Raw genomic sequence first — 22020 nt, forward strand, 5'->3', positions numbered from 1 at the left:
AAATGATCAACATAGCTATGCCCAAAGGACGGCTGGCACTTAAAGTTGCTCAACTACTTGAAAAAGCAGGTTTAATAGAAGTTGACTTAGAAAAAATTGATGAGGAATCTAGAAAGTTGGTTTTAGAGTTTGAAGGTTTCAAATTGCTCTTGGTAAAACCGTTTGATGTTCCAACTTATGTAGAACATGGAGTTGCAGACGTTGGAATAGTCGGCAAAGATGTGCTTATGGAAGTTGGTGGAAAGGTTTATGAAATTTTAGATCTTAAAATTGGAAAATGCTTCATCGCCTTAGCTGGTCCTGCTGGAGAGGCAGAAAAGTTGAAAGCCAAACCAAACAAATCGATTGCCACGAAGTATCCGAATATCACAAGGATGTACTTTGAAGAAATTTTGAGTGAGAGTGTGAGCATAGTCAAGCTGAACGGTTCTGTGGAGCTTGCACCTGTACTTGGTTTAAGCGACATGATAGTCGATGTGGTTGAAACTGGAAGAACTTTGAAAGAAAACGGTTTGGAGGTTTACGAAAAGCTTTACGATATTACAGCCCGCTTAATCGTCAACCGTGCCAGTTTGAAACTCAAGCCTGAGGTAGAAAGTCTCATCGAAACCATCGAAAGGGTGGTTAAAAGTGAAAATAACAACGGCACATGATTTTTTCCACTTCAAAACTCAAAGCTTGACGTTGAATTTGTTTTTGGAGCAGGAAAAAATTGTTAGAAAGATTGTTGAGGATGTTTACATCAACAAAGATGAGGCATTGTTAAGGTACACAAGGCATTTTGATTGTCCAGATTTTCAATACGAAGATTTCGTTGTCAAAAACGAAGAGATTGAATTAGCCTATGAATGGTGCGAGAAAAACGATCCCGAATTTTTGTTGGCTGTTAAAAAGGCTTATGAGAATATAGAGTGTTATCACAAAAACCAGCTAGAAAAAAGTTGGTTTTACACAACTCAAAATGGATCAGTTTTGGGTCAGCTTATTTTTCCATTAAAACGTGTGGGAATTTATGTGCCTGGTGGTAAGGCAAGTTATCCTTCTACAGTTTTAATGTGTTCAATTCCGGCAAAAGTCGCCAATGTTGAAGAAATCGTTTTGGTTAGCCCTCCTAACAAGCAAAAAAAGTTAAACACGTATGTACTTGCGACCGCAAAAATTTGTGGAATTGACAAGATTTTCAAAATAGGTGGTGCACAGGCTATTGCAGCCCTTGCTTTTGGGACAGATATCTTGCCGAAGGTTGATAAAATCGTTGGGCCTGGTAATTTGTACGTTGCTCTTGCAAAAAAGATCGTTTTTGGAATTGTCGATATCGATTCAATCGCAGGTCCAAGTGAAGTTGCAATAGTTGCAGATGAAAGCGCTAATCCAACCTTCATAGCTTATGATCTTTTGGCACAGGCAGAGCACGATCCATTGGCAAGAACTTTTTTGATAACAACCTCAAAAGATCTGGCGACAGAAGTTTCAAGACAAGTTGAAGATATTCTGATGGCCGAACCCAACGAGATAGCTCGCGAATCGATTGAAAATCAAGGATTGATAATCTTGGTCGAAAAGCTGGAACAAGTAGTTGATGTGGTTGAAAAAATAGCTCCAGAGCACCTTGAATTGCTTTGCAAAGGCTGGGAGGATTTGCTGGTAAAGATAAAATCAGCTGGGGCTATTTTTGTTGGAGAATTTTCCCCCGAAGCGATCGGTGATTATTTAGCTGGACCGAACCACGTTCTTCCGACTCAAGGAACGGCTAGATTCTTCTCGCCACTTGGTGTTTACGATTTTGTCAAAAGAACAAGTTTGATAAAATATTCAAAAAGTGATTTTCTAAAAAACCACAGACACGCTGTCAAAATAGCTTATATCGAGGGTTTGAAATTTCACGCAAGATCTTTGGAAGTGAGGGAAAAAGATGTTCAAGAAGGAGCTTGAAAAAATTGTCAACTATTCAACTCATCTTTTTCAAGCGAAAATAAAAGCTGATGCCAACGAAAACCTGCTTGATTATCCAAGCAATTTGAGGCAAATTTTAAGAAAAACTGTTGAAGAAGTTTTTGAAAAGATGCGTTATTATCCTCAGATTGATTCTGAGAATTTGAGAAAAAGCCTGGCGGATTTTTACAAACTGGAAAAGGAAAACTTCATCGTTTCGAATGGTTCAGACGAGCTCATAAGGTTGATAATTCAAGCGACATGCTATCCTGGTGATAATATTTTAAGCACTTATCCTTCCTTTGCGATGTACAGAATTTCGGCAAATACGTTTGGTGTAAACCACGTGCCATTTCCGATAACAGATAAATGGGATTTGGATGTTGAAAAACTCATCTTTGTGGCAAAAGCAATGAGCAATTTAAAAGTTATATTCATAGACACTCCCAACAACCCGCTTGGCATAGCTTATTCTGTTGAGAAATTGGAATGCTTAATAAAAAACCTTCAAGACGTTCTTGTGGTGATTGATAACGCGTATGGTGAGTACTGCGACGTTGATTATTTTCCCTTGCTGAAGTATCCAAACGTCGTCTTGCTCAAAACTTTTTCAAAACTTGGTTTTGCAGGTTTAAGGTGCGGTTATGCCATCTCTTCAAAAGTTAACATAGAGTTTTTAAGCAAGATCAAGCCTCCATACAACGTGAACATTTTTGCTCAGGAAATTTGCATCAAGGTGCTGGAAAATTTTGATTTGCTCAGAGAAAACATCAGTTTGATCACAAAAGAAAGGGAGAGTATGATACAAAAACTTAAGCCATATTATTTTGTACCACCCTCAAAGGCGAATTTTGTTTCAATAATCGATTCAAACTGTCAATACCTTTATGAAAAGTTGAAAGCCAACGAAATTTTGGTGAAACTTTTCAGCTTTGATGACTTCAAACTTCTCAGAATAACTTTGGGTAAACCAGAGGATAACCGAACGATATTAGATCTTCTTCTAGCCAGTAAAGGCGGTGACAGAAATGCGACAAGCTGAGCTGAGTAGGAAAACAAAGGAAACGGATATTTATGTGAAGCTCAACATAGATGGATTTGGTCAAAGTAACATTTCTACAACAATAGGTTTTTTGGATCATATGTTGGACCTATTTTGTTTCCACGGCAATTTTGATTTAACCATCAAGGCATCTGGGGATACGAATGTTGATGAACACCATTTGGTTGAAGATGTGGGAATAACCTTGGGAAAAGCTTTTTTTGAAGCAATGGGAGATAGGCTTGGCATAAAAAGATACTCTCACATCGTTCTTCCGATGGATGAAGCGCTTGTTTTGGTCGCAATAGACTTGACGACCAGAACTTATTTGAACTTTGACGTAAAATTCAGCGGACAATTTCTTGGAACGATGAACGTTCAAAACATTCTGGAGTTTTTCAGAGCTTTCGTTGAAAACGCCAAAATGACGTTACACGTCAAAATGTTTGCAGGTATGAACGATCACCACATTTGTGAAGCTGTTTTTAAAGCCACTGGTAAGGTTTTGAAAGATGCTCTGTCAATTGTCGGTGAAAAACCATCTTCCACAAAAGGAGTGCTTTGATGGGCAAAATTTGCATCGTCGATTACGGCGTTGGTAATTTAAGAAGTGTTACGAAAGCTCTTGAAAAAGTTGGAGCGGAAGTTGTTGTTACAAGCGAAAGAAATGTTTTAAAATTTCACGATGTCGTTGTACTTCCAGGAGTTGGATCCTTTGATGCCGCAATCGTTAACTTACAAAGGCAGAACCTGATGGACGTGTTGATGGAAAAAGTAAAGAATGGCTTTGTTTTTGGTATTTGCCTTGGGTATCAACTTTTGTACGAAAGCAGCGAAGAAGGTGTTGAAAAGGGCTTGGGAATTTTAAAAGGAAAGGTTTGTAGGTTCCCAACCAAATCTGGTTTGAAAGTTCCGCACATGGGATGGAACAAGATAACGGTGGTTAAAAGTTCTTCCATTTTGAGCGAATTTTCTGATAAGTACGTTTATTTTGTACATTCCTACTACGTTGTGAATTTTGATAGATCCGTTGTTGCTGCTGTTTGCAACTACGGCATCAATTTCGACGCAGCCGTTGAAACCGAAAATATCTTTGCAACCCAATTTCATCCGGAAAAAAGCGGTAAGGTGGGACTTAAGATTTTGGAAAATTTCTTGAAAGTGGTGAAAAAAAGATGGTTGTAATCCCTGCGATAGACATAATGGATGGCAAGTGTGTGAGGTTGGAAAAAGGCGATTTCTCCAAGGTGGAGGTTTTTCAAGACGATCCTGCAAAACAAGTTTTGATGTTTCAAGAGCTTGGCTTTGAAATAGTACACGTGGTTGATCTTGATGCCGCAAAAACTGGAAAGCTGGTGAACTTTGAGATCATCAAAAAAATCAGAAAAGAAACTTTCATAAAAATACAGTACGGCGGAGGTGTCAGAAGCGAGGAAGTCGTCAAAAAACTTTTGGACATTGGGGTAGATTTTGTGATTCTTGGAACTGCGATTTTTCGCAACCAAAAGTTCGTTGAAAAAGTGATCGGTGATTTTGGAGCGGATTTGTTCGTCGCTTGCATCGATTTCATGGACAACCAAGTGAGACTTTCAGGTTGGCAAGAACAATCTTTTTTGACGGTTGAAGAAGCCGTTGAAAAGGTTAAAACACTTGGTTTTAAAAGATTGTTGTATACAGACATATCTTCTGATGGAACACTCTCAGGTCACGATGTAAATTTGGCTTTGAAAATGAGAAAACTTTTTGGAGGATTTTTGATTTCTTCTGGGGGAATAAATTCGGATCGAAACATTCAAAAACTTCAAGAAGTTGGCGTGGATGGTGTTGTGGTTGGAAAAGCCATATACCTTTCAAAAATAGACTTAAAGAGGTGGTCAAAACGTTAGCAAAAAGGATTATCCCATGTCTCGATGTGAATAAGGGTAAGGTTGTGAAAGGTGTTAGATTCGTGAACCTTGTTGATGCCGGTGATCCGGTGGAATGCGCTAGAAGGTACGATGAATTTGGCGCCGACGAACTTGTTTTCTTGGATATCACGGCTTCGTACGAAGAAAGAAAAATCATTGTGGACGTTGTTAAAAGAGTGGCGGAGGAAATATTCATACCTTTTACCGTTGGAGGTGGGATAAGAAGCTTGAAAGATATTCGAGAAATCCTTATGGCTGGCGCGGACAAAGTCTCGATAAACACAGCTGCTGTCGAAAACCCAAAATTCGTTGAAGAAGCTGCTAAAATCTTCGGCTCACAGTGTATCGTTGTGGCTATAGATGCCAAAAAGCATCCAGATGGATTTCACGTTTACATAAAAGGTGGGAGAGTTGACACCAAGTTGGATGCCGTAGAATGGGCAAAAACCGTCGAAAACCTTGGGGCCGGTGAAATTTTGTTGACTTCCGTGGACAGAGATGGTACCAAACTTGGATATGATCTTGAACTCGTCGCAGTAGTAGCAAAAGCTGTCAACATTCCTGTAATAGCTTCAGGAGGAGCCAGTAAGCACGAGGATTTTTTGAATGTTTTTCAAGTAGGCGCAGATGCCGCGCTTGCTGCCTCGGTTTTTCATTTTGGCCAGATCTCAATTTTCGAGTTGAAAAAATACTTAAAAACCAATGGAATTGAGGTGAGGTTAGATGATTGATCTTTCGAGTATAAAGTTCGACGAAAAGGGACTTGTCCCGGTCGTTGTTCAAGATTTTCACAGCAAGCAAGTTTTGATGGTTGCTTACATGAACAGTGAAAGTCTGAATTTGACCCTTCAAACAGGTTATATGTATTACTTTAGCAGAAGCAGAAATCAGATTTGGAAGAAGGGAGAAACGTCTGGAAATTATCAGATTCTCAAATGCTTAAAGGTTGATTGCGATAAAGACGCTTTGCTTGCCCAAGTTGAGCAAATTGGTAACGCATGCCACACTGGAAATAAAAGCTGTTTTTTTACAACTTTGTACGGTGAAGAATCAAAAGATGATGTTTTGAAAAGGCTCATGGAAATCATAGAGGACAGAAAAAACAACCCTAAAGAAGGTTCCTACACAGTTTATTTGCTTAAAAGCGGACTTGATAAAATTTTAAAAAAGATTGGTGAAGAATCTTCCGAAGTGATAATTGCAGCCAAAAACGAGGAAAAAGATCAAGTCGTGTGGGAAGTGTCAGATCTTGTTTATCACCTTTCTGTGCTTTTGAGTTATCTTCAGATCACCTGGGATGATATTTTTGAACATCTCAAATCCCGCATGAAAGAGTAGTTTTCCCTTCAAGGAGTATACTCAAGCATACCGAAGCATACCCGAGCATACGTGAGTTTTGAGAAACCATCCCATGGTCTTTCATAAATATTTGCCAATGTTTACCTTAATTTGACTATATTTAAGGATGACATAGGCCTCGGTAATTGTTATACTAACCCTGGCAAAAAACGCCGAATGGAGGTGAAAGCTAGATGAGGCGTAGAGTCATCATCATGGGTGCAGCTGGTAGGGATTTTCACAACTTCAACGTGTACTTTAGGGACAATCCGGATTACGAGGTAGTTGCGTTCACAGCCACCCAGATTCCTGATATCGAAGGTAGGGTTTATCCTCCAGAACTTGCAGGAAAACTTTATCCAAATGGTATACCGATAGAACCGGAGGAAAAACTTGTTGAGCTCATAAAGAAATACCAAGTTGACGAAGTGATACTTGCGTACAGTGACCTTTCTCACCAATACGTTATGGAAAGGGCTGCTATAGTTACAGCGGCAGGTGCAGATTTCAAACTCATGGGTCCAAACCACACTATGCTCAAAGCTTCGAAACCAGTCGTTGCCGTTTGTGCAGTTAGAACTGGATGTGGAAAAAGTCAAACCACAAGAAGAGTTTTGGACATACTTCGCTCGAAAGGTTTGAAGGTCATTTCCGTTCGTCATCCAATGCCGTACGGTAACCTTGTGGAGCAAAAAGTCCAAAGGTTTGCCAGTTACGAAGATCTTGATAGATACAAGTGCACCATAGAAGAAAGGGAAGAGTATGAGCCTCACATCGATAGAAAATCCGTTGTCTATGCAGGTGTTGACTACGAGGCTATTTTGAAAAGTGTTGAAGCGGAAAATCCCGATGTGATACTTTGGGATGGTGGAAACAACGACTTTCCATTCTACAAACCTGATCTTCTCATAGTGGTTGCAGACCCACACAGAGCGGGCCATGAGGTTTCCTACTATCCCGGTATGACAAACCTTTTGATGGCTGACGTGGTAGTTATAAACAAGGAAGAGACGGCGAATCCCGAAAACATAGAAATTGTCAGGAAAAACATCGAAAAATGGAATCCAAGGGCAATCGTTGTTGATGCTGCTTCCCCCATTTTCGTTGAAGATCATCAAATGATAAAAGGAAAACGTGTCTTAATAGTTGAAGATGGTCCAACTCTAACCCACGGTGAAATGCGTTACGGTGCAGGGTACGTCGCAGCTAAAAAATTTGGCGCCCGCGAGATAGTCGATCCAAGACCGTTTGCAGTCGGATCGATTGTGGATACTTATAAGAAGTACAGCCACTTGGATTTGATATTACCTGCGATGGGCTACGGTGAAAAACAAATCAGAGAGCTTGAACAGACAATCAACGTATGTGATGCCGATCTTGTCATAATGGGAACACCGGTGGACTTAAGAAGGGTAATGAAGCTCAACAAACCCGCAGTACGTGTAAGGTACGAATTACAAGAAATCGGCAGGCCAAACTTGGAAGAAATCTTGGATGAATTTGTGAAAACAAAGTGCAACAAGTTTTGAACCATCTCGTTGTTAACATGGTCGAAATAAATGAGAAGAAATTCTGACAAAATTGGTCGTAGTTATCGCTTAACATAAACGTATTTCAATTGGAACGTAAATTCACTTCATTTGTAACTTGTAATGGTTACAATGTAGTTGGAAAATCAAATACGACCCCCCTATCCCCCTTGAGATACACCCCCCACGGCTTTCTGCGGGCCTCGTGCCCGCTTTTTTTTAAGTGGAATTACTAAAGCTAGGAAGTCACAAGTTCTCCGTACAGAGGACCTGCCGTAATGCGGGTAATTTTTACTAAGACGCGCTGGCCAATTTGAAGCGCGGAAGCTTTGAACAGGATGATTTTATTTCTTATGTCTCTTCCATAGTAAAGACCGTCTTTTGTTTTTCCCTCGACAAAGAGCTCTACAACTTGGTTTAGATACCTTTCGTTGAGCTTTTTGTTTATTTCCTTTTGAAGCTCTAGAAGTTCATTCAACCTTCTGACTTTAACTTCCCGTGGAACATCGTCTTTGAAATACTTGCTTGCGACTGTACCTGGTCTTGGGGAATATATAGCCAAGTTGAGGCGCTCAAACTGCAGCGTTTTTACAATCTCAACAGTTTGTTGATGATCTTCCTCTGTTTCCGTTGGAAAACCAACTATCACATCGCTGCTTATGGAGGCTTGCGGTACGATTTTTCTAATCTTTTCAACTAGTTCGGCAAACTGCTCGCGTGTGTACCTTCGATTCATCAATCTCAAGATTCTGTTACTACCGGATTGAATGGGGATGTGAAAAGATTTGGCTGCCTTTGGATTTTTAGCCACGGTTTCTATCAACTCATCGGTTATATCCGTCGGATAAGAGGTTAAAAACCATATCCTTTCTATGCCTTCAATTTCGCTTGCTTTGTTTATCAATTTTGCTAACGATGTGCCATCTTTCAGATCTTTTCCATAAGCATCAACGTTTTGGCCCAAGAACGTGATTTCTTTCACGCCGGATTCCGCAAGTTTTTTAACCTCAGCTAGAACATCTTCCATTGGCCTACTTTTCTCACGGCCTCTTGTGTAAGGAACAATACAGTAAGTGCAAAATCTATTGCAACCATGGATGATTGTTACCCATGCATGATGTGTTGAAGATCTAGAGCGCGGTAAAGAAGACATATCTGAGCATATGGTATCTTCCAAATAAATTACTTTTTCTCCTGATGCGGCTCTTTCCAAAACTTCTGCCACAGCGAGAATTGATCTAGAACCTAGCACGAAATCTGCCCCGTCTTTTATCAATTGTTCTGCTTCCAAGTTGGCCCCACAACCACTTATACCAACGAGTTTTATTTTTCCTTCTTTTTTCATCTTCAAAAGCTGTCCCAAAGCTGAGTGGTATTTATCCTGGGATTTTTGTCTAACGACACAAGTGTTTAAAATAACAACATCAGCTTGATCTAGGTCATCCACAATTTGATGACCCTTTTGAGCTAATATTCCCGCCATGATTTCTGTGTCATTTTCGTTCATTTGACAGCCATAAGTTTTTATGTAAATCTTCATAATTTTATAAAAAGGGGCTTTGCAGCCCCTTCTTTTATTCCTCCTCTAACTCAGTTTCTTCGAACAGATCGGAGATGTCCAAGGATTCTTCGCTAACCTGCATTTCTTCAGATTGCGCTTGCACTTCAGGCTGCTCGGCGAAGGATACACCTTCTCTACCTTCAAGATAAGCATCGGCTATCTTTGAGGTAATCAGTTTTATCGATCTTATGGCATCGTCGTTGGCGGGTATGACAAAATCGATTGGATCAGGATCACAGTTTGTGTCAACGATGGCAACTATCGGTATGCCTAACCTGTTTGCTTCAGCAACGGCGTTCTTTTCTTTTCTTGGATCAACGATGTAAACTATGTCGGGAAGTTTTGTCATGCCTTTCAATCCACCCAAGTTCTTTCTGAGTTTTTCCAATTCTCTACGAACTTTGCTTTGTTCTTTCTTGGGGAGTTTGGAAAGTTCACCGTTTTCTTCCATTTGTTCAAGTTCAATCAACCTTGCTATCCTGTTTTTGATGGTGTTGAAGTTTGTCAAAAGACCACCAAGCCATCTGTTGTCAACGTAGAAAGCACCACATCTTTTAGCCTCTTCTCTTATAACATGTTGAGCTTGCTTCTTTGTTCCAACAAAAAGCATGGTTGCTCCTTCACTTGCTTTGGCCCTTACAAAATCACAAGCTTCTTCAAGGAGTTTCAAAGTTTTTTGAAGGTCGATGATGTAAATACCTTTCCTTTCTCCGTAGATGTACGGAGCCATCTTTGGATTCCATCTTCTGGTTCTGTGACCAAAATGTGCTCCCGCTTCAAGTAGCTGTTTCATCGTTACAACCGGCATCACAACACCTCCAGATTTGGTTAATCTTTTCGTCCTCGTCATCTCCCAAAGCCGACCCTTTTTGCAAGGGCACCGAGGCCTGGGATCGGAGGACGTGCTTTTTTTAAAGCATCCTATATTATACACGTTTTTGTTAATTTTCACTTCACTCTGTTGTGAAGACATTTTGTTGGTAGTATTATTTAAATTGAGGAGGTGGCTTTGTGCCTATATACAGATATTTATGTCAAAGCTGCAAAAAAGAAGTGACGGTTTTAAAGGGTATCAATGATCCAGATCCAAAATGTCCAGATTGCGGACAACCCATGGAGAAACAAATTCCAAAGGTTCAAATAAAGGGTGGAAACAGTTCTTGTTCAGCGCAAAGCTGTAGCGGTTGTTCTGGCTGTTCTTCCAAATGATGGAGGTGTTTGCCTTGAAGGCCACTTATGATGATCTTGTTTACAACAGCCCCTATTTACCTGAGTTCAAAACCATTGGGGAGATAAAACCTTTTGAAGGTTTCATAGGTCAGGAGAGGGCAATAAGAGCTTTTGAAACCGCTTTGAACATAAACGAAAGGGGTTTCAACGTTTTTGTAGTTGGTGTTCCACAAACTGGAAGACGAACACTTGTGACAAACTTTCTCATGCAAAGAGCCATTAAGATGAACAAACCAAAGGATTGGATTTACGTTTACAATTTCTCAAACCCATCTGAGCCAAAAGCGATTTCCCTTGAGCCAGGAAAAGGTGTGCAGTTCAAACGGGATATGGAAAAATTAGCCGAAGATGTTATAGAAGCTATAGAGAAAATGTTTGAAAGCGAAGATTATGCTGCAAAAAAAGCAGAATTGGAAGATGAGTACATGGCGAGAAAGACGCGCCTTTGGGAAGAACTTAGAGAAAAAGCCGCGCAACTTGGTTTTGCTGTCCAATTGACTCCAACTGGGGTCATAACTGTTCCCGTTTACGAAGGAAAACCTGTTACACCCGAAGTTTTGGAAACTTTGCCTGAGGAGGTCAAAAACGCTTTCAACGAAAATAGCAGAAAACTTAAACACATCATCGAAGGAACTCTTTACAAATCCAGGAAACTGGATAGAGAATACAAAGAAAAATTGATCGAGTTAGATAAGTATGCCGCTCTGTTTACCGTTGGTTCAATGTTTGAGGAAATGATAAAGCAATACGAAGAAAACGAAGGCGTAGTTGAATACTTGAAAGAAGTTGAAAAGGATATATTGGATAATCTGGTTCAGCTTAAAACAGAACAACAAGAATTCAAGGAAGTTCTTAAAAAACGTTATTCGGTGAATTTGTTCGTTGATAATTCGCAAACATTTGGAGCACCGGTAATTTTTGAAAGAAACCCAACTTATGCAAACTTGGTTGGAAAGGTAGAATACTATAGCCGCTCTGGTATGTTGTTTACCGATTTTACCTTAATCAAGCCAGGAGCTCTTCACAAAGCCAACGGTGGTTTTTTGATATTGGAAGCCGAAAACGTTTTGAGAAATCCGTTCGCTTGGGAAGGTTTAAAAAGATGCCTTCTTTCGGGAGAAATAGTGGTGGAAAATTTGGAAACAGCCCTTGGATTCTCAAACATAGTGTCCTTAAGGCCTCAATCGATACCGTTGGATGTCAAGGTCTTTTTGATCGCAACCCCAAGGATTTACTATTTGCTGTACGAATACGATGAAGACGTTAGAAAGCTTTTCAAAATAAAAGGAGAATTCGATTGGGAAATGGATGCAAACGCCGAAAATGTTCAAAAATATCTTGGGTTTATCTCATCCGTTTGTTGTAGGTACAACTTGCCTGAACTAGACAGAGAAGCTGTGCGGCGCGTACTTTGGTATTCCGCAAGGCTTGCTGCCGATAAGAGAAAATTTTCTATGAGATTTGGAGAAATAAGCAGTCTCATACGAGAGGCATGCTCGATAGCAAGCCAGAGGGGAAGCAAAATCGTTGAGGAGCAAGATGTCAAAGAAGCCTTCGAGCGCTCCGAAGAAAGGGTCAATTTACTTCAAACAAAGTACGATGAGCACATTTTGCAAAGATATTTGATGATAGAAACAACCGGGGAAAAAGTTGGACAAGTGAATGGCTTGACCGTTTTGGATCTTGGAGATTATTCCTTTGGTATACCGGTTAAGATCACGGCCAAAGTTCACCTAGGTCAACCTGGTGTGGTTGATTTGCAAAGGGAAGCTGATTTGAGCGGCAGAATTCACAGCAAAGCTGTTTTGACTATAGCAAGCTTTTTCGGTCAAAGGTATGTGCAAAAATTTCCGCTTACTTTGAGCGCTACTTTGAACTTCGAACAAGTTTACAGCATAGTGGAAGGCGATAGCGCATCTTTGGCAGAAGTTGTGGCTTTGATATCAGCCATAGCCAATGTTCCAGTGAAGCAAGGAATAGCCGTTACAGGTTCTATGAACCAAAACGGAGAGGCTCAACCAGTTGGTGGTGTAACTGAAAAGGTGGAAGGTTTTCATAGAGCTTGCAAGTTGCAAGGTTTGACAGGAGAACAAGGAGTTATAATTCCCAAGGCAAATTTGGAAAACTTGGTTTTGAAAGATGAGGTACTTGAAGATATTAAAAAAGGTTTATTCCACATTTGGACCGTTGAACACGTCGATGAGGTAATAGAGATTCTCACCGGAAGAAAACCAGGTAAACAAATTGGGGTTGGAAAATTCGAAAAAGGTACAGTGAACGATTTAGTTGTAAAAGCACTCGAGAAAGCGTACAAAATGGCGGAAAAAATTGAAGCAGGAAAGAAGGCAAAGAGGAAAGGCAAAAACAGAAGAAAGAAAAGAGGTTAACCTTGTTTTCTTTTTTCAAAATTTATCTCTGCGATTGATTTTTGCAAATAAAGTGGTTGAACCAACGCTGGTTCAAAGTTTGAACCATTTTTTGTCAGTGCTTCGACTTCTTCAATCAATATCTGAGCGTTTATATTTTCAAGCGCATCCGGTGCAAGTTTGGCAACATCCAAAAAGAACTTTTTCGCATCGCCCACAATCATGGGATTTTGCATTTCACCAACGATTTTTTTCGCTTCTTCGATTTGTTTTACCGTGGGCTCAACGATTTGTTCGTCGTTCTTGTAGCAGGCTATGTAAACGTAACCTTCTCGTGCCTTTCTTGCCACCACTATCTCTCCATCGTAAGTGGAAAAGTTCTTTGCCAAGACCTTTGCCGACACAACTGGTGTGATCTTTTTTCCAAAAGCACAAGCCAATCCTTGAACAAAAGAAATACCGATTCTTAAACCAGTTAAGCTGCCTGGTCCAACACCGCATCCAAGAACGTCTATTTTTGCCGGTTCAACCTGTGCTGCATCCAGCAAAAGCTTTACCATCGGAGCCAATTTTGTGGCATGTCTTTCGATTCCTTTGTAGGTTAACGATAAAAACTTTTCTTCATCTTTAAAACCAACCACAAGAACATCTGTTGAAGTATCGAGGGCTAAAATTTTCATTCAACCATTCCTTTCAAGATTTCTACAAGTTTCTCAAAATTGTTCAAAAAGACAAAACCACCAGATTTGTTTATCAAAACTAAATCCTCACATTCTGTCGAAACATTTTCTAAAATTTGTTTGAGATCAATCTGAACTTCGAAAGTTTTAACCAATTTTTGATAACTTTCTTCAAAAATCGAGTCTTTGAGTGCGACAATAAGAACTTTTCCACCAGTTTTTAAATATTGTTTGAGACTTTCTATTTCAAAAGAGTTTAGCTCTGCCGCTTCTTTGAAAGCACCGGACTTCGGCAGTGGAATTACGATCAAATCTGCGTCTGTTGGTATTTTCCTGAAATATCTTGAGTTGAGTTTTACATCGGCGATATCTTTTAAATGAGTTTTTAGTAGTTCTTCAATTTCTGGATAAACGTTCTCGTGAGATTGATCCAAAATTACGGTAAACGCAGTAACTTTAACTTCATGTGTAAAAGCGATTTTACCATTTATCCAAAGTTCCAACTTGTGAAAGCCAGCTGCCAAACTTTCGAAGGAAATTTTTTTGGACTTTTTCTCTTTACCGTTCATGAATACTTGAAAAGATTCTTCTCTGTCGGCAATTTTTGCCGTTACAAAGACATCCTCTGGTTCAAAATGGAAATTCACCAAATCGAAGAACAGCTCAACGTTTTTACCAACTGCTGTTACTTTTGTGTTCACTGCATAAACGTTTGCGTTGTGAACCCATATGGGAGAACTTATTATTCTATCGCCATCTTTTTGAACCGCATATACAAAATACCATTCAAACACATCTGGTACTTTGTGGGTGTAAGAAATTTCAAACTTCTCAGAGTTTGGAAGCCATTCTGCCAATGTTCCACTTTGGCTGATCAACGATATTTTTTCGAATTTTTCATCGTCTTCAACCTTGATTTTGAAGTTCAAATCCCAAACGTTTTGCAAAATCGAACCCATGGGATATCCGTTGGCTTCGAAGATCAGCTTTACCGTTTTATCTTCGGAAGCGTATACTCTTCTGTTTCTCAACGCTTCCATTATGGAATCATAGGTAAGCTCTTTTGCCAGTATCACCGTTCGTGTATCGTTTGCCGATCCCCAGTTTGCCCTGTGGTTGTCTTGGTTTGCCGTGGCGCCAAGGTGCCAACCTTTGTTCAAAGCAGCTACAAAGTTGGTTATCATTTCATCGGTGATGGTTCTACCTCTCCAGCTGCCATTGCCGACTTCTATCAAATTTATAAACTCATCTGCAACAGGATCGTATTCGAAGTCGTAGAACGTTCCGAAAGAGGATGTTGGATGGTTGAATTGAGCGAGGGCTTGTTTTTCTACTATCCACCTGTAAAGTCCAAACAAATCAACGTTGTTTCTGCTCATCCACTCATCTGTCCCATAGACATTCATGTGACCAACGCCGCCAGTCCACTCAAATCCCCAAAGTGCAACGAATTTTTCTTCTTCTGTTGCTTTAAGAGCCTCCATTTTTGTCAGAAGCAATTTGTCTTGTCCATCCATTTTTGATTCGAAGTAGTACGCATGATCGGTTATCGCCAGCACATCAAGGTAATTCTTAGCGTACTCGTAAGCTTCTTTGGGAGTTCCAACGCCATCGGAGTACGAAGTATGACTGTGCAGATTTGCAAAAAAGAAATTGTACGCAACAGCAGCGCAAGCTACAAGGATAAAGGAAATGATCAAAAAGATTCTCTTCATCTCGGTCACCTACCTAAAACTTTTTTCAAAAACTGTCCAGTGTACGATTCTTTAACCATGGCAACTTCCTCCGGTGTTCCAGTTGCAACGACATAACCTCCGGCGTCTCCTCCTTCAGGTCCAAGATCGATTATGTAATCGGCATTCTTTATGACATCAAGGTTGTGTTCTATCACTATCACCGTGTTACCTTTATCGACAAGCCTGTGCAGCACTTCTATCAATTTTCTCACGTCTTCGAAGTGTAAACCAACGGTTGGTTCATCGAGTATGTAGACAGTTTTACCAGTTGCAACCTTTTTAAGTTCCGAAGCAAGCTTAACTCTTTGCGATTCTCCTCCAGACAATGTCGTAGCAGGTTGTCCAAGTTTTATGTATCCAAGCCCCACTTCATCCAAAAGCTTCAAAGTTCTGTACACCTGTGGAACATTCTTGAAAAATTCCAAAGCTTCTTGAACGGACATCTCTAAAACTTCGTAGATGTTTTTACCTTTGTATCGGATCTGCAGGGTTTCTTCGTTGTATCTTCTTCCTTTGCAGACATCGCATTCAACGTAAACGTCTGGTAGAAACAGCATTTCGATCCTCACTAGTCCGTGTCCCTGGCAGGCTTCACACCTTCCACCTTTTAAGTTGAAGCTGAATCTACTTTTGTCGTAACCTCTCGCTTTTGCTTCCGGAGTGAGTGCAAAAAGTTCCCTGATCTCATCGAAGACCTTTGTGTAAGTTGCTGGATTGCTTCTTGGGGTTCTACCTATCGGAGATTGATCTATGGCGATGACTTTGTCGACATTTTCTATGCCTTCGATTCTATCGTGTGCTCCAACCGGCATCTTTGTTTTATAGATGTGGTTAGCCAAGGCGGGATAAAGTGTATCCAAAATCAAGGAAGATTTTCCAGATCCAGAGACTCCGGTCACACAAACAAAAGTTCCCAGTGGAATTTCCACGGTTATATTTTTAAGGTTGTTGTGCCTTACACCGATGATCCTTAACTTCAACCCGTTTCCTCTTCTTCTAACCTCAGGGACTGGTATCTTTTTCATCCCGCTCAAATACTGTCCAGTTATCGAACTATTTGGATTTTTTATAAGTTCTTCAACAGGTCCTTGATAAAGTACTTGTCCTCCTCTTTCTCCCCCGCCTGGTCCTAGGTCCACTATGTAATCTGCACTTCTTATAACTTCCTCATCGTGTTCAACGACTATGACGGTGTTACCAAGATCTCTGAGTTTTTTCAGAGTATTTATCAACTTGACGTTGTCCCTCTGATGAAGACCTATCGTTGGTTCGTCAAGAACGTATGTAACCCCAGTCAGTCCTGAACCTATTTGTGTGGCAAGTCTTATCCTTTGTGCTTCCCCACCCGATAAGGTGTTGACTCTCCTTGAAAGGGTCAAATAACCAAGACCAACATCGATCATGAATTGAAGCCTTCTTTTTATCTCTTTGATAAGCTCTCCAGCTATCTTGCTTTCTTTATCGGTAAGCGTTTTTTCCAAGGTTTCGAAAAATTCATAAGCTTTTTCTATCGTCATCTCGGTTATTTCGATTATGTTTAGTCCTCTTATTTTAACCGCCAATGCCTCGGCTTTGAGTTTTTTTCCACCACATACCTGGCAAGTTCTTTCAACGATGAATTTCCTTTCTATCCATTCCTTGATCTCTTCAGATTCTGTTTCTCTGTACCTTCTTTCAAGGTACGGTACAACTCCTTCAAAATCTCCATATCCAAAGAGAATTGCTTCTTGAATGTGTTGTGGTAGTTTGTCGAATGGCACATCTGTTTTTCCACCCAAGCGTTGAACCAACCTTTTCACTTGGTACGAGTAATACCCATCTGCTCCAAACGGTATAATCGCTCCTTCATCAATACTCAGTTTTTCGTTGACAACAAGAAATGGATCTATCTCCATTTTAAACCCCAATCCATGGCAGTATGGGCAAGCTCCATAGGGGTTGTTGAAGGAAAACAACTTCGGATTTATCTCGGGCAATCCTATACCACAAACGGGGCACATCATGTGCTGGCTGAACAGCAAGGATTCTCCGGTATCTGGATTTTTGATTTCCACAAATCCATTGCTTTCCCTAAAGGCAATTTCTATATCATCGGCTAACCTGTGCCTTTCGTTTTCATCTATGACAAGTCTGTCGACGACCAACTTTATGGTGTGGCGTTTGTTTTTGTCAAGTTCACCAACTTCCTCAAGGCGAACAACTTCTCCATCAATTTCTGCTCTCACAAAACCTTTTTGTATTAAATTAGTTATCTCCTTTTTGTAGGTACCTTTTTTATCGATTGCTATTGGAGAAAGAATGTACAACCTGCTTCCAGGGGAAAACTTTGAAAAAACATCAGCGACGATTTGATCGACGTCTTTCTTTTCCACTCTTCTTCCACACTGCGGGCAATGGGGTTCTCCTATTCGTGCAAACAAAACACGAAGGTAATCGTATATTTCCGTCGTCGTGCCAACAGTTGATCTAGGGTTGTGTGAAACACTTTTTTGATCTATCGCGATGGATGGAGACAAACCTTCGATTGACTCGACATCGGGTTTTTTAAGTTCTCCAAGAAATTGTCTTGCATAAGTTGACAACGATTCAAGGTACCTTCTCTGTCCTTCGGCGTAAATCGTATCCATCGCCAGCGACGATTTTCCAGATCCAGATAAACCTGTTATAACGGTTATCTTGTTTTTTGGTATTTCAACGCAGACATTTTTGAGATTGTGAACCCGCGCGTTTTTAATTCTGATCGTGTCCAAGGCTGGTACACCTCTTTTTCGGGTTGAACACTTTGAAGAAAAAAGCCCCGCAATATACGGGGCTTTTTGGAGCGGGCGACGGGCTTCGAACCCGCGACCTTCTGCTTGGCAAGCAGACGCTCTACCGCTGAGCTACGCCCGCATCTTTGGTGCGAGAGGTGGGACTTGAACCCACACGGACTCATCGTCCACTGGATTCTAAGTCCAGCGCGTCTGCCAGTTCCGCCACTCTCGCGCTGGTGACCCGCCTGGGACTCGAACCCAGGACCCCCTGATTAAAAGTCAGGTGCTCTGCCTGCTGAGCTAGCGGGTCCACCCGAGAGTGACATTGCATCATGATGATACCATATGACGTAGTACTTTTCAAGTATCCATTGTGGATCTTCATAAGTATTTTTAGAAGTCTTCAAATTTTTTCAAACTTCACTCAAGTTTTGTTTTCGAAGACCTTTTGGAGAAAATCTCTGTAAAATTCGCTCAAGAAGCTTTGATAATCCGCATTCCCAGCTTCAATTTCATCCAGAACATCTTCCATTTTCCTTGTAAGACTTTCGTCGGTGAGTTGTGGATAATTTGTCCGTAGCCAATGATAAACTTTGTACCCAAGCGGTGTGGCGTACAAATAACCATTTCTTTCTTCAACGTATTTGCGATCGAGCAACGTTTGAACAATTGTTGCATAGGTTGAAGGACGGCCAAGTCCCCGCTCGCGCATCTGTTGAACAAGTGAACCTTGAGTGAAGGGCAATTCTTTTGCCACCAATCTCAAGGTTGTCCAAACTACTTTCAGTGGTGGTTTCAAATCGAAAACTTTGGCTGGCAATATCGTTCTAAAACCTGGTTCGATGATTTTTGTCGTCAAAGTCCATTCGTATGACCAATCTGGAAGCTTAATCGTCAACTTTGATTTTTGAACAACCGCTGGTGCAGATTGCGATGCAAGGAATCTGTTTAGTATCCTGCCGTAAAGTTGCAACGCGAGGTTTTGATTTTCAAATTTCACTCTTCCGGTGTGAATCCAAAGTTTCAAGTCATCAACGTTCAAAAGTTTTGTCGGTCGAATGCACTCGTGTGCACCTTCAGTACCGTACGTTCTCGGATGAAAGATTTGATGCAACCCCATTTGTTTTAGAAATTCCTCGGCAAGTTTGATGCCAGTTTGTGAAACCCGTGTACTTGTTGTTCTGTGATAGGTGATCAACCCTTGTTCAAACAGTTCTTGAAGTGTGTTCATTATGTCCACCGCTGAAGCAAAAGCTCCCATCTCCGAGAGAAGTGAAGCCGTGTTGTATGGAGCAGGAGGATTTTCCGTTTCTTGCCCGACATCTTCCAAGGTAACCTGTGCTTGTTGAAGCATCGAAACTAGTTGTTTTGCAAAATTTATATCTTCGTGCTCATAGATCAAAGCAGCAGTCTTACCTTCCAAAATGGACTTAACACTTATCTGCAACTTTGCTTTTTTTTGTCGTGCAGAGTTTGTTCGATCTATAACCCATCCAAGAACAGGTGTTTGAACCCGACCAGCGGAAAGGTTGTATTTTTTGAAAGCCTTCCAAAGTTCTTGTGAAAGGTAAAATCCAACCCATCGATCCAGTATGCGCCTTGTAATTTGAGCTTTAACCAGATCTTTGCTCAACTCGCGAGGAGAATTGAGTGCCTTCAAAAATGCTTGCCTTGTTACTTCGTGAAACTCTGCTCTCACGATGTTTGAATTGAAAGGTTTAAGGGCAACCATCAAATCGTAGCCAATCTTTTCTCCCTCCATATCGGGGTCCGTTGCAATGATTATTTCATCGAATTGCGGTGCAACTTGTTGTAGAGCTTTTATCAAAGTCAATTTATCTTTATCTGGTTGTTTTCCACAGCTGCAAATTTCAGAAGTCGTTTGCTGACCGCACTTTGAGCAAGTTTTTATCGTGCTGTAGATTGGGACAAAGTGACCGTTCGCTTTTGATACACCGTAGATTTCTTCTCTTTCAATCAAATCTACGGTATGTCCTATGGAAGCTGTTATGGACAAAAGTCGATCCCCTGTGAGTATTTCCCAAAAGTGTAAACCGTTCAATATACGTTGTTGAGGAACGCCAAAGAAATGTGAAATGGTACGGGCTTTGTTGGGTGATTCAACGATGACAAGAGTACTTTTTAACGAAAGTTGTTCTGAAGGTTTGAACTGCTTTTTTATTTCGCGAATTTTCTTTCTATCGGCATCGACGTTTTTTAATTCCTCTTCCCAATTCACCTGATCAGCCGATAAGAAATCAACTTCTTCGTAGAAAAGTCTAAGTCTTTGAACAAGGCTATGAAAAGCTTTCTTATCCCAAACCAGAATAAGGCTTATACCACGCGATATCCCGCCGGGATAAAGTCTTGACGTTCTTCCAGAAGCTTGAAGGTAGTTAGCCGCATCACCAAAGGTTATAAACAGTTTTCCTTCCTTGCGTTGCAATCCAATTGTTTCAGCTTTTTCCAATTTTTCGACAATACTTTCATCGTTCAAATTTTTTCTCAGATATTCTGCTATCTCCAACAACGGTTTTGGAAGTTGTTTTTCAAATTTAAAAACCTGATACCTTCTAAGTCTTTCGAGATACAAATCTATTTTTGATTTATCCTCAACAACCTCCCTTAAAGCCAAAAGCAACGGAACAAAATTGCGCGGATTGTCGAATTGCTCAATGGCAAAGCTTATCTTAGGTGAATCTATAAAAATCGCATAGCGGATTACCTCAGGCAAATCCACACCTCGAACCAATGCGTTGTTGTAGGTTGCAATTCCTACTGCTACGTCAATCAAACCGTTGCGCATGGATTCCAAATCCAATTCTTCGTAGGAAGAGACATTTATACCCTGTTGCTTCAGAAAATCAACGACAGTTGTAACGCCATCTTTTCCCATCTCCCGGTTTACAAATACCAAGCCACCTTTACCAAAGAATCTAATCCAATCTGCAAGTCTGTAAAGTGCTTGTTGTGGCCCATCAACCCATTCTACGGCATCACAAACATTTCGAATAGTCAATTTGACAGGAGTAACGTTAAAACCGAGCAAAGATTTGAACAATTTCACACGTTGGGTTTTCGGTTTCAAAGTGGCGGAGGATACAACTAAGATACCTTTTCCTTTGGTTTGCAAAACGTTTTCTTCGTTAAATTCATCTTCTTGTGACGATTCTTCCAGAATATTTTCTTCCTCTTCCTCCATGGTTTCTTCTTCTTTTTCTTCCAAAAGTTTTCCAGAGACTTTTTGCCAAGCCTGTGAGATTTCTTCATCCGTAAAGCCAAGTAACTTTAGGACTCTATCTATGTTTTTTCCAGACTTCAAAAGTGAATCCACATCGTCAACGAAGATAAAACTAAATCGCTGATCTTGAACTAGTTCAAAGTTGGTTGCCAAAAACATGTTTGTCGTTACAAGTATTTCGTAATCTCCAGCCTCGATAGTTTTTCTTTCGCTTGTTTTACCCGTATAAGCAACCACTTTCTTTGCTTTGAAGGTTTTACAACGTTCGGCAACCTGTTCAACCAGTAATCTTGTTGGAAGCAGAATGTAAGCTTTGCCTGGCAAAAAGTTTGCCATGGCTATCCCAAAGGTGGTTTTGCCAACACCAGTTGGAGCGATCAGAGTAAAACTTTCTCCTGAAAGAACCCGCTTAGCCCACAACCTCTGCAAAGCCCACGGTTCGAAACCAAGATTTTTGGTGAAGAAATCACAAAACTGCCTTTCCAAGGATTTCAAGCAGCAAACCCACGAGTAATTTTTCAATTCGCTTTTTCTTGCAAGAATTTCGCATAATTCTGTTTCTGAAATTTCATCTGGAATGCATTTGCTACAGGCTAATCCTTTTTCCAAACGTTCAGCCTCGATTTCTCCGCCGCAATTTGGACAAAACTCTTTATAAATCGCCAAAGGCATAGAACCACCCTTTGTTTTGAAAGTGGTTAACTC

17 protein-coding genes and 3 tRNA genes are annotated in these 22020 nt (G+C 40.6%); 11 read left to right on the forward strand and 9 right to left on the reverse strand.

The window, feature by feature from the left end; genetic code table 11:
• Positions 1 to 2: 2 nt before the first annotated feature.
• From hisG to THETH_RS05215, 9 genes are all read left to right on the forward strand, one after another.
• On the forward strand, positions 3 to 653 hold the full coding sequence (hisG, locus tag THETH_RS05175; RefSeq protein ID WP_013932323.1) for an ATP phosphoribosyltransferase: 651 nt from the start codon (positions 3 to 5) through the stop codon (positions 651 to 653).
• Complete coding sequence (gene hisD / locus THETH_RS05180) at positions 631 to 1932, forward strand: histidinol dehydrogenase (protein WP_013932324.1); 1302 nt, start codon at positions 631 to 633, stop codon at positions 1930 to 1932. The genes hisG and hisD overlap by 23 nt, the downstream gene beginning before the upstream one ends.
• A complete protein-coding gene (locus tag THETH_RS05185) occupies positions 1913 to 2974 on the forward strand; it encodes a pyridoxal phosphate-dependent aminotransferase (RefSeq protein WP_013932325.1) in 1062 nt (353 codons plus the stop codon). Before hisD ends, THETH_RS05185 begins: the two co-directional genes overlap by 20 nt.
• Positions 2961 to 3539: an imidazoleglycerol-phosphate dehydratase HisB gene (gene hisB / locus THETH_RS05190; RefSeq protein WP_013932326.1), complete on the forward strand. Its 579-nt coding sequence runs from the start codon at positions 2961 to 2963 to the stop codon at positions 3537 to 3539. Before THETH_RS05185 ends, hisB begins: the two co-directional genes overlap by 14 nt.
• Entirely contained in the window at positions 3539 to 4159 is a 621-nt protein-coding gene (hisH, locus tag THETH_RS05195; protein ID WP_013932327.1) for an imidazole glycerol phosphate synthase subunit HisH, read from the forward strand. The genes hisB and hisH overlap by 1 nt, the downstream gene beginning before the upstream one ends.
• On the forward strand, positions 4150 to 4860 hold the full coding sequence (gene hisA / locus THETH_RS05200; RefSeq protein WP_013932328.1) for a 1-(5-phosphoribosyl)-5-[(5-phosphoribosylamino)methylideneamino]imidazole-4-carboxamide isomerase: 711 nt from the start codon (positions 4150 to 4152) through the stop codon (positions 4858 to 4860). The genes hisH and hisA overlap by 10 nt, the downstream gene beginning before the upstream one ends.
• Positions 4845 to 5612, forward strand: coding sequence for an imidazole glycerol phosphate synthase subunit HisF (gene hisF, locus THETH_RS05205; RefSeq protein WP_013932329.1), 768 nt, complete (start codon positions 4845 to 4847; stop codon positions 5610 to 5612). Before hisA ends, hisF begins: the two co-directional genes overlap by 16 nt.
• Positions 5605 to 6219, forward strand: a complete 615-nt coding sequence (gene hisIE, locus THETH_RS05210; protein WP_013932330.1) for a bifunctional phosphoribosyl-AMP cyclohydrolase/phosphoribosyl-ATP diphosphatase HisIE — start codon at positions 5605 to 5607, stop codon at positions 6217 to 6219. The genes hisF and hisIE overlap by 8 nt, the downstream gene beginning before the upstream one ends.
• Positions 6220 to 6413: 194 nt before the next feature.
• Positions 6414 to 7748, forward strand: coding sequence for a cyclic 2,3-diphosphoglycerate synthase (locus THETH_RS05215; protein WP_013932331.1), 1335 nt, complete (start codon positions 6414 to 6416; stop codon positions 7746 to 7748).
• A gap of 238 nt (positions 7749 to 7986) precedes the next feature.
• On the opposite strand, the gene miaB is transcribed toward THETH_RS05215, so the two are convergent.
• Both miaB and rpsB read right to left on the reverse strand, forming a co-directional pair.
• Positions 7987 to 9288: a tRNA (N6-isopentenyl adenosine(37)-C2)-methylthiotransferase MiaB gene (miaB, locus tag THETH_RS05220; protein WP_013932332.1), complete on the reverse strand. Its 1302-nt coding sequence runs from the start codon at positions 9286 to 9288 to the stop codon at positions 7987 to 7989.
• Positions 9289 to 9322: 34 nt separating this feature from the next.
• The gene (gene rpsB / locus THETH_RS05225; RefSeq protein ID WP_013932333.1) at positions 9323 to 10117 is read right to left on the reverse strand and encodes a 30S ribosomal protein S2; all 795 of its coding nucleotides are present in this window, start codon (positions 10115 to 10117) and stop codon (positions 9323 to 9325) included.
• A gap of 203 nt (positions 10118 to 10320) precedes the next feature.
• Here rpsB and THETH_RS05230 point away from each other — a divergent pair, with 203 nt between their 5' ends.
• Positions 10321 to 10518: an FmdB family zinc ribbon protein gene (locus tag THETH_RS05230; RefSeq protein ID WP_013932334.1), complete on the forward strand. Its 198-nt coding sequence runs from the start codon at positions 10321 to 10323 to the stop codon at positions 10516 to 10518.
• A 5-nt stretch (positions 10519 to 10523) separates the two neighbouring features.
• On the forward strand, positions 10524 to 12926 hold the full coding sequence (locus THETH_RS05235) for a Lon protease family protein (RefSeq protein WP_407635686.1): 2403 nt from the start codon (positions 10524 to 10526) through the stop codon (positions 12924 to 12926).
• On the opposite strand, the gene tsaB is transcribed toward THETH_RS05235, so the two are convergent.
• The 7 genes from tsaB to rgy all read right to left on the reverse strand — a co-directional run bounded on the left by tsaB (position 12923) and on the right by rgy (position 21987).
• A complete protein-coding gene (gene tsaB, locus THETH_RS05240; protein WP_013932336.1) occupies positions 12923 to 13585 on the reverse strand; it encodes a tRNA (adenosine(37)-N6)-threonylcarbamoyltransferase complex dimerization subunit type 1 TsaB in 663 nt (220 codons plus the stop codon). The two genes, THETH_RS05235 and tsaB, sit on opposite strands and share 4 nt — an antisense overlap.
• Positions 13582 to 15300, reverse strand: coding sequence for a CehA/McbA family metallohydrolase (locus tag THETH_RS05245; protein ID WP_013932337.1), 1719 nt, complete (start codon positions 15298 to 15300; stop codon positions 13582 to 13584). Before THETH_RS05245 ends, tsaB begins: the two co-directional genes overlap by 4 nt.
• Before the next feature lie 5 nt (positions 15301 to 15305).
• Positions 15306 to 18071 carry an excinuclease ABC subunit UvrA gene (uvrA, locus tag THETH_RS05250; protein WP_013932338.1) on the reverse strand — a complete coding sequence of 922 codons (2766 nt, stop codon included), beginning with the start codon at positions 18069 to 18071 and terminating at the stop codon, positions 15306 to 15308.
• A gap of 67 nt (positions 18072 to 18138) precedes the next feature.
• Positions 18139 to 18213: transfer RNA gene (locus THETH_RS05255), tRNA-Gly, on the reverse strand.
• Between the two features lie 5 nt (positions 18214 to 18218).
• Positions 18219 to 18306, reverse strand: a tRNA-Leu gene (locus THETH_RS05260).
• Between the two features lie 2 nt (positions 18307 to 18308).
• Positions 18309 to 18384: transfer RNA gene (locus THETH_RS05265), tRNA-Lys, on the reverse strand.
• 114 nt (positions 18385 to 18498) lie between these two features.
• On the reverse strand, positions 18499 to 21987 hold the full coding sequence (rgy, locus tag THETH_RS05270) for a reverse gyrase (RefSeq protein ID WP_013932339.1): 3489 nt from the start codon (positions 21985 to 21987) through the stop codon (positions 18499 to 18501).
• Positions 21988 to 22020 lie beyond the last annotated feature (33 nt).

This window comes from Pseudothermotoga thermarum DSM 5069 (assembly GCF_000217815.1).
In the GTDB taxonomy this organism is placed as follows: domain Bacteria; phylum Thermotogota; class Thermotogae; order Thermotogales; family DSM-5069; genus Pseudothermotoga; species Pseudothermotoga thermarum.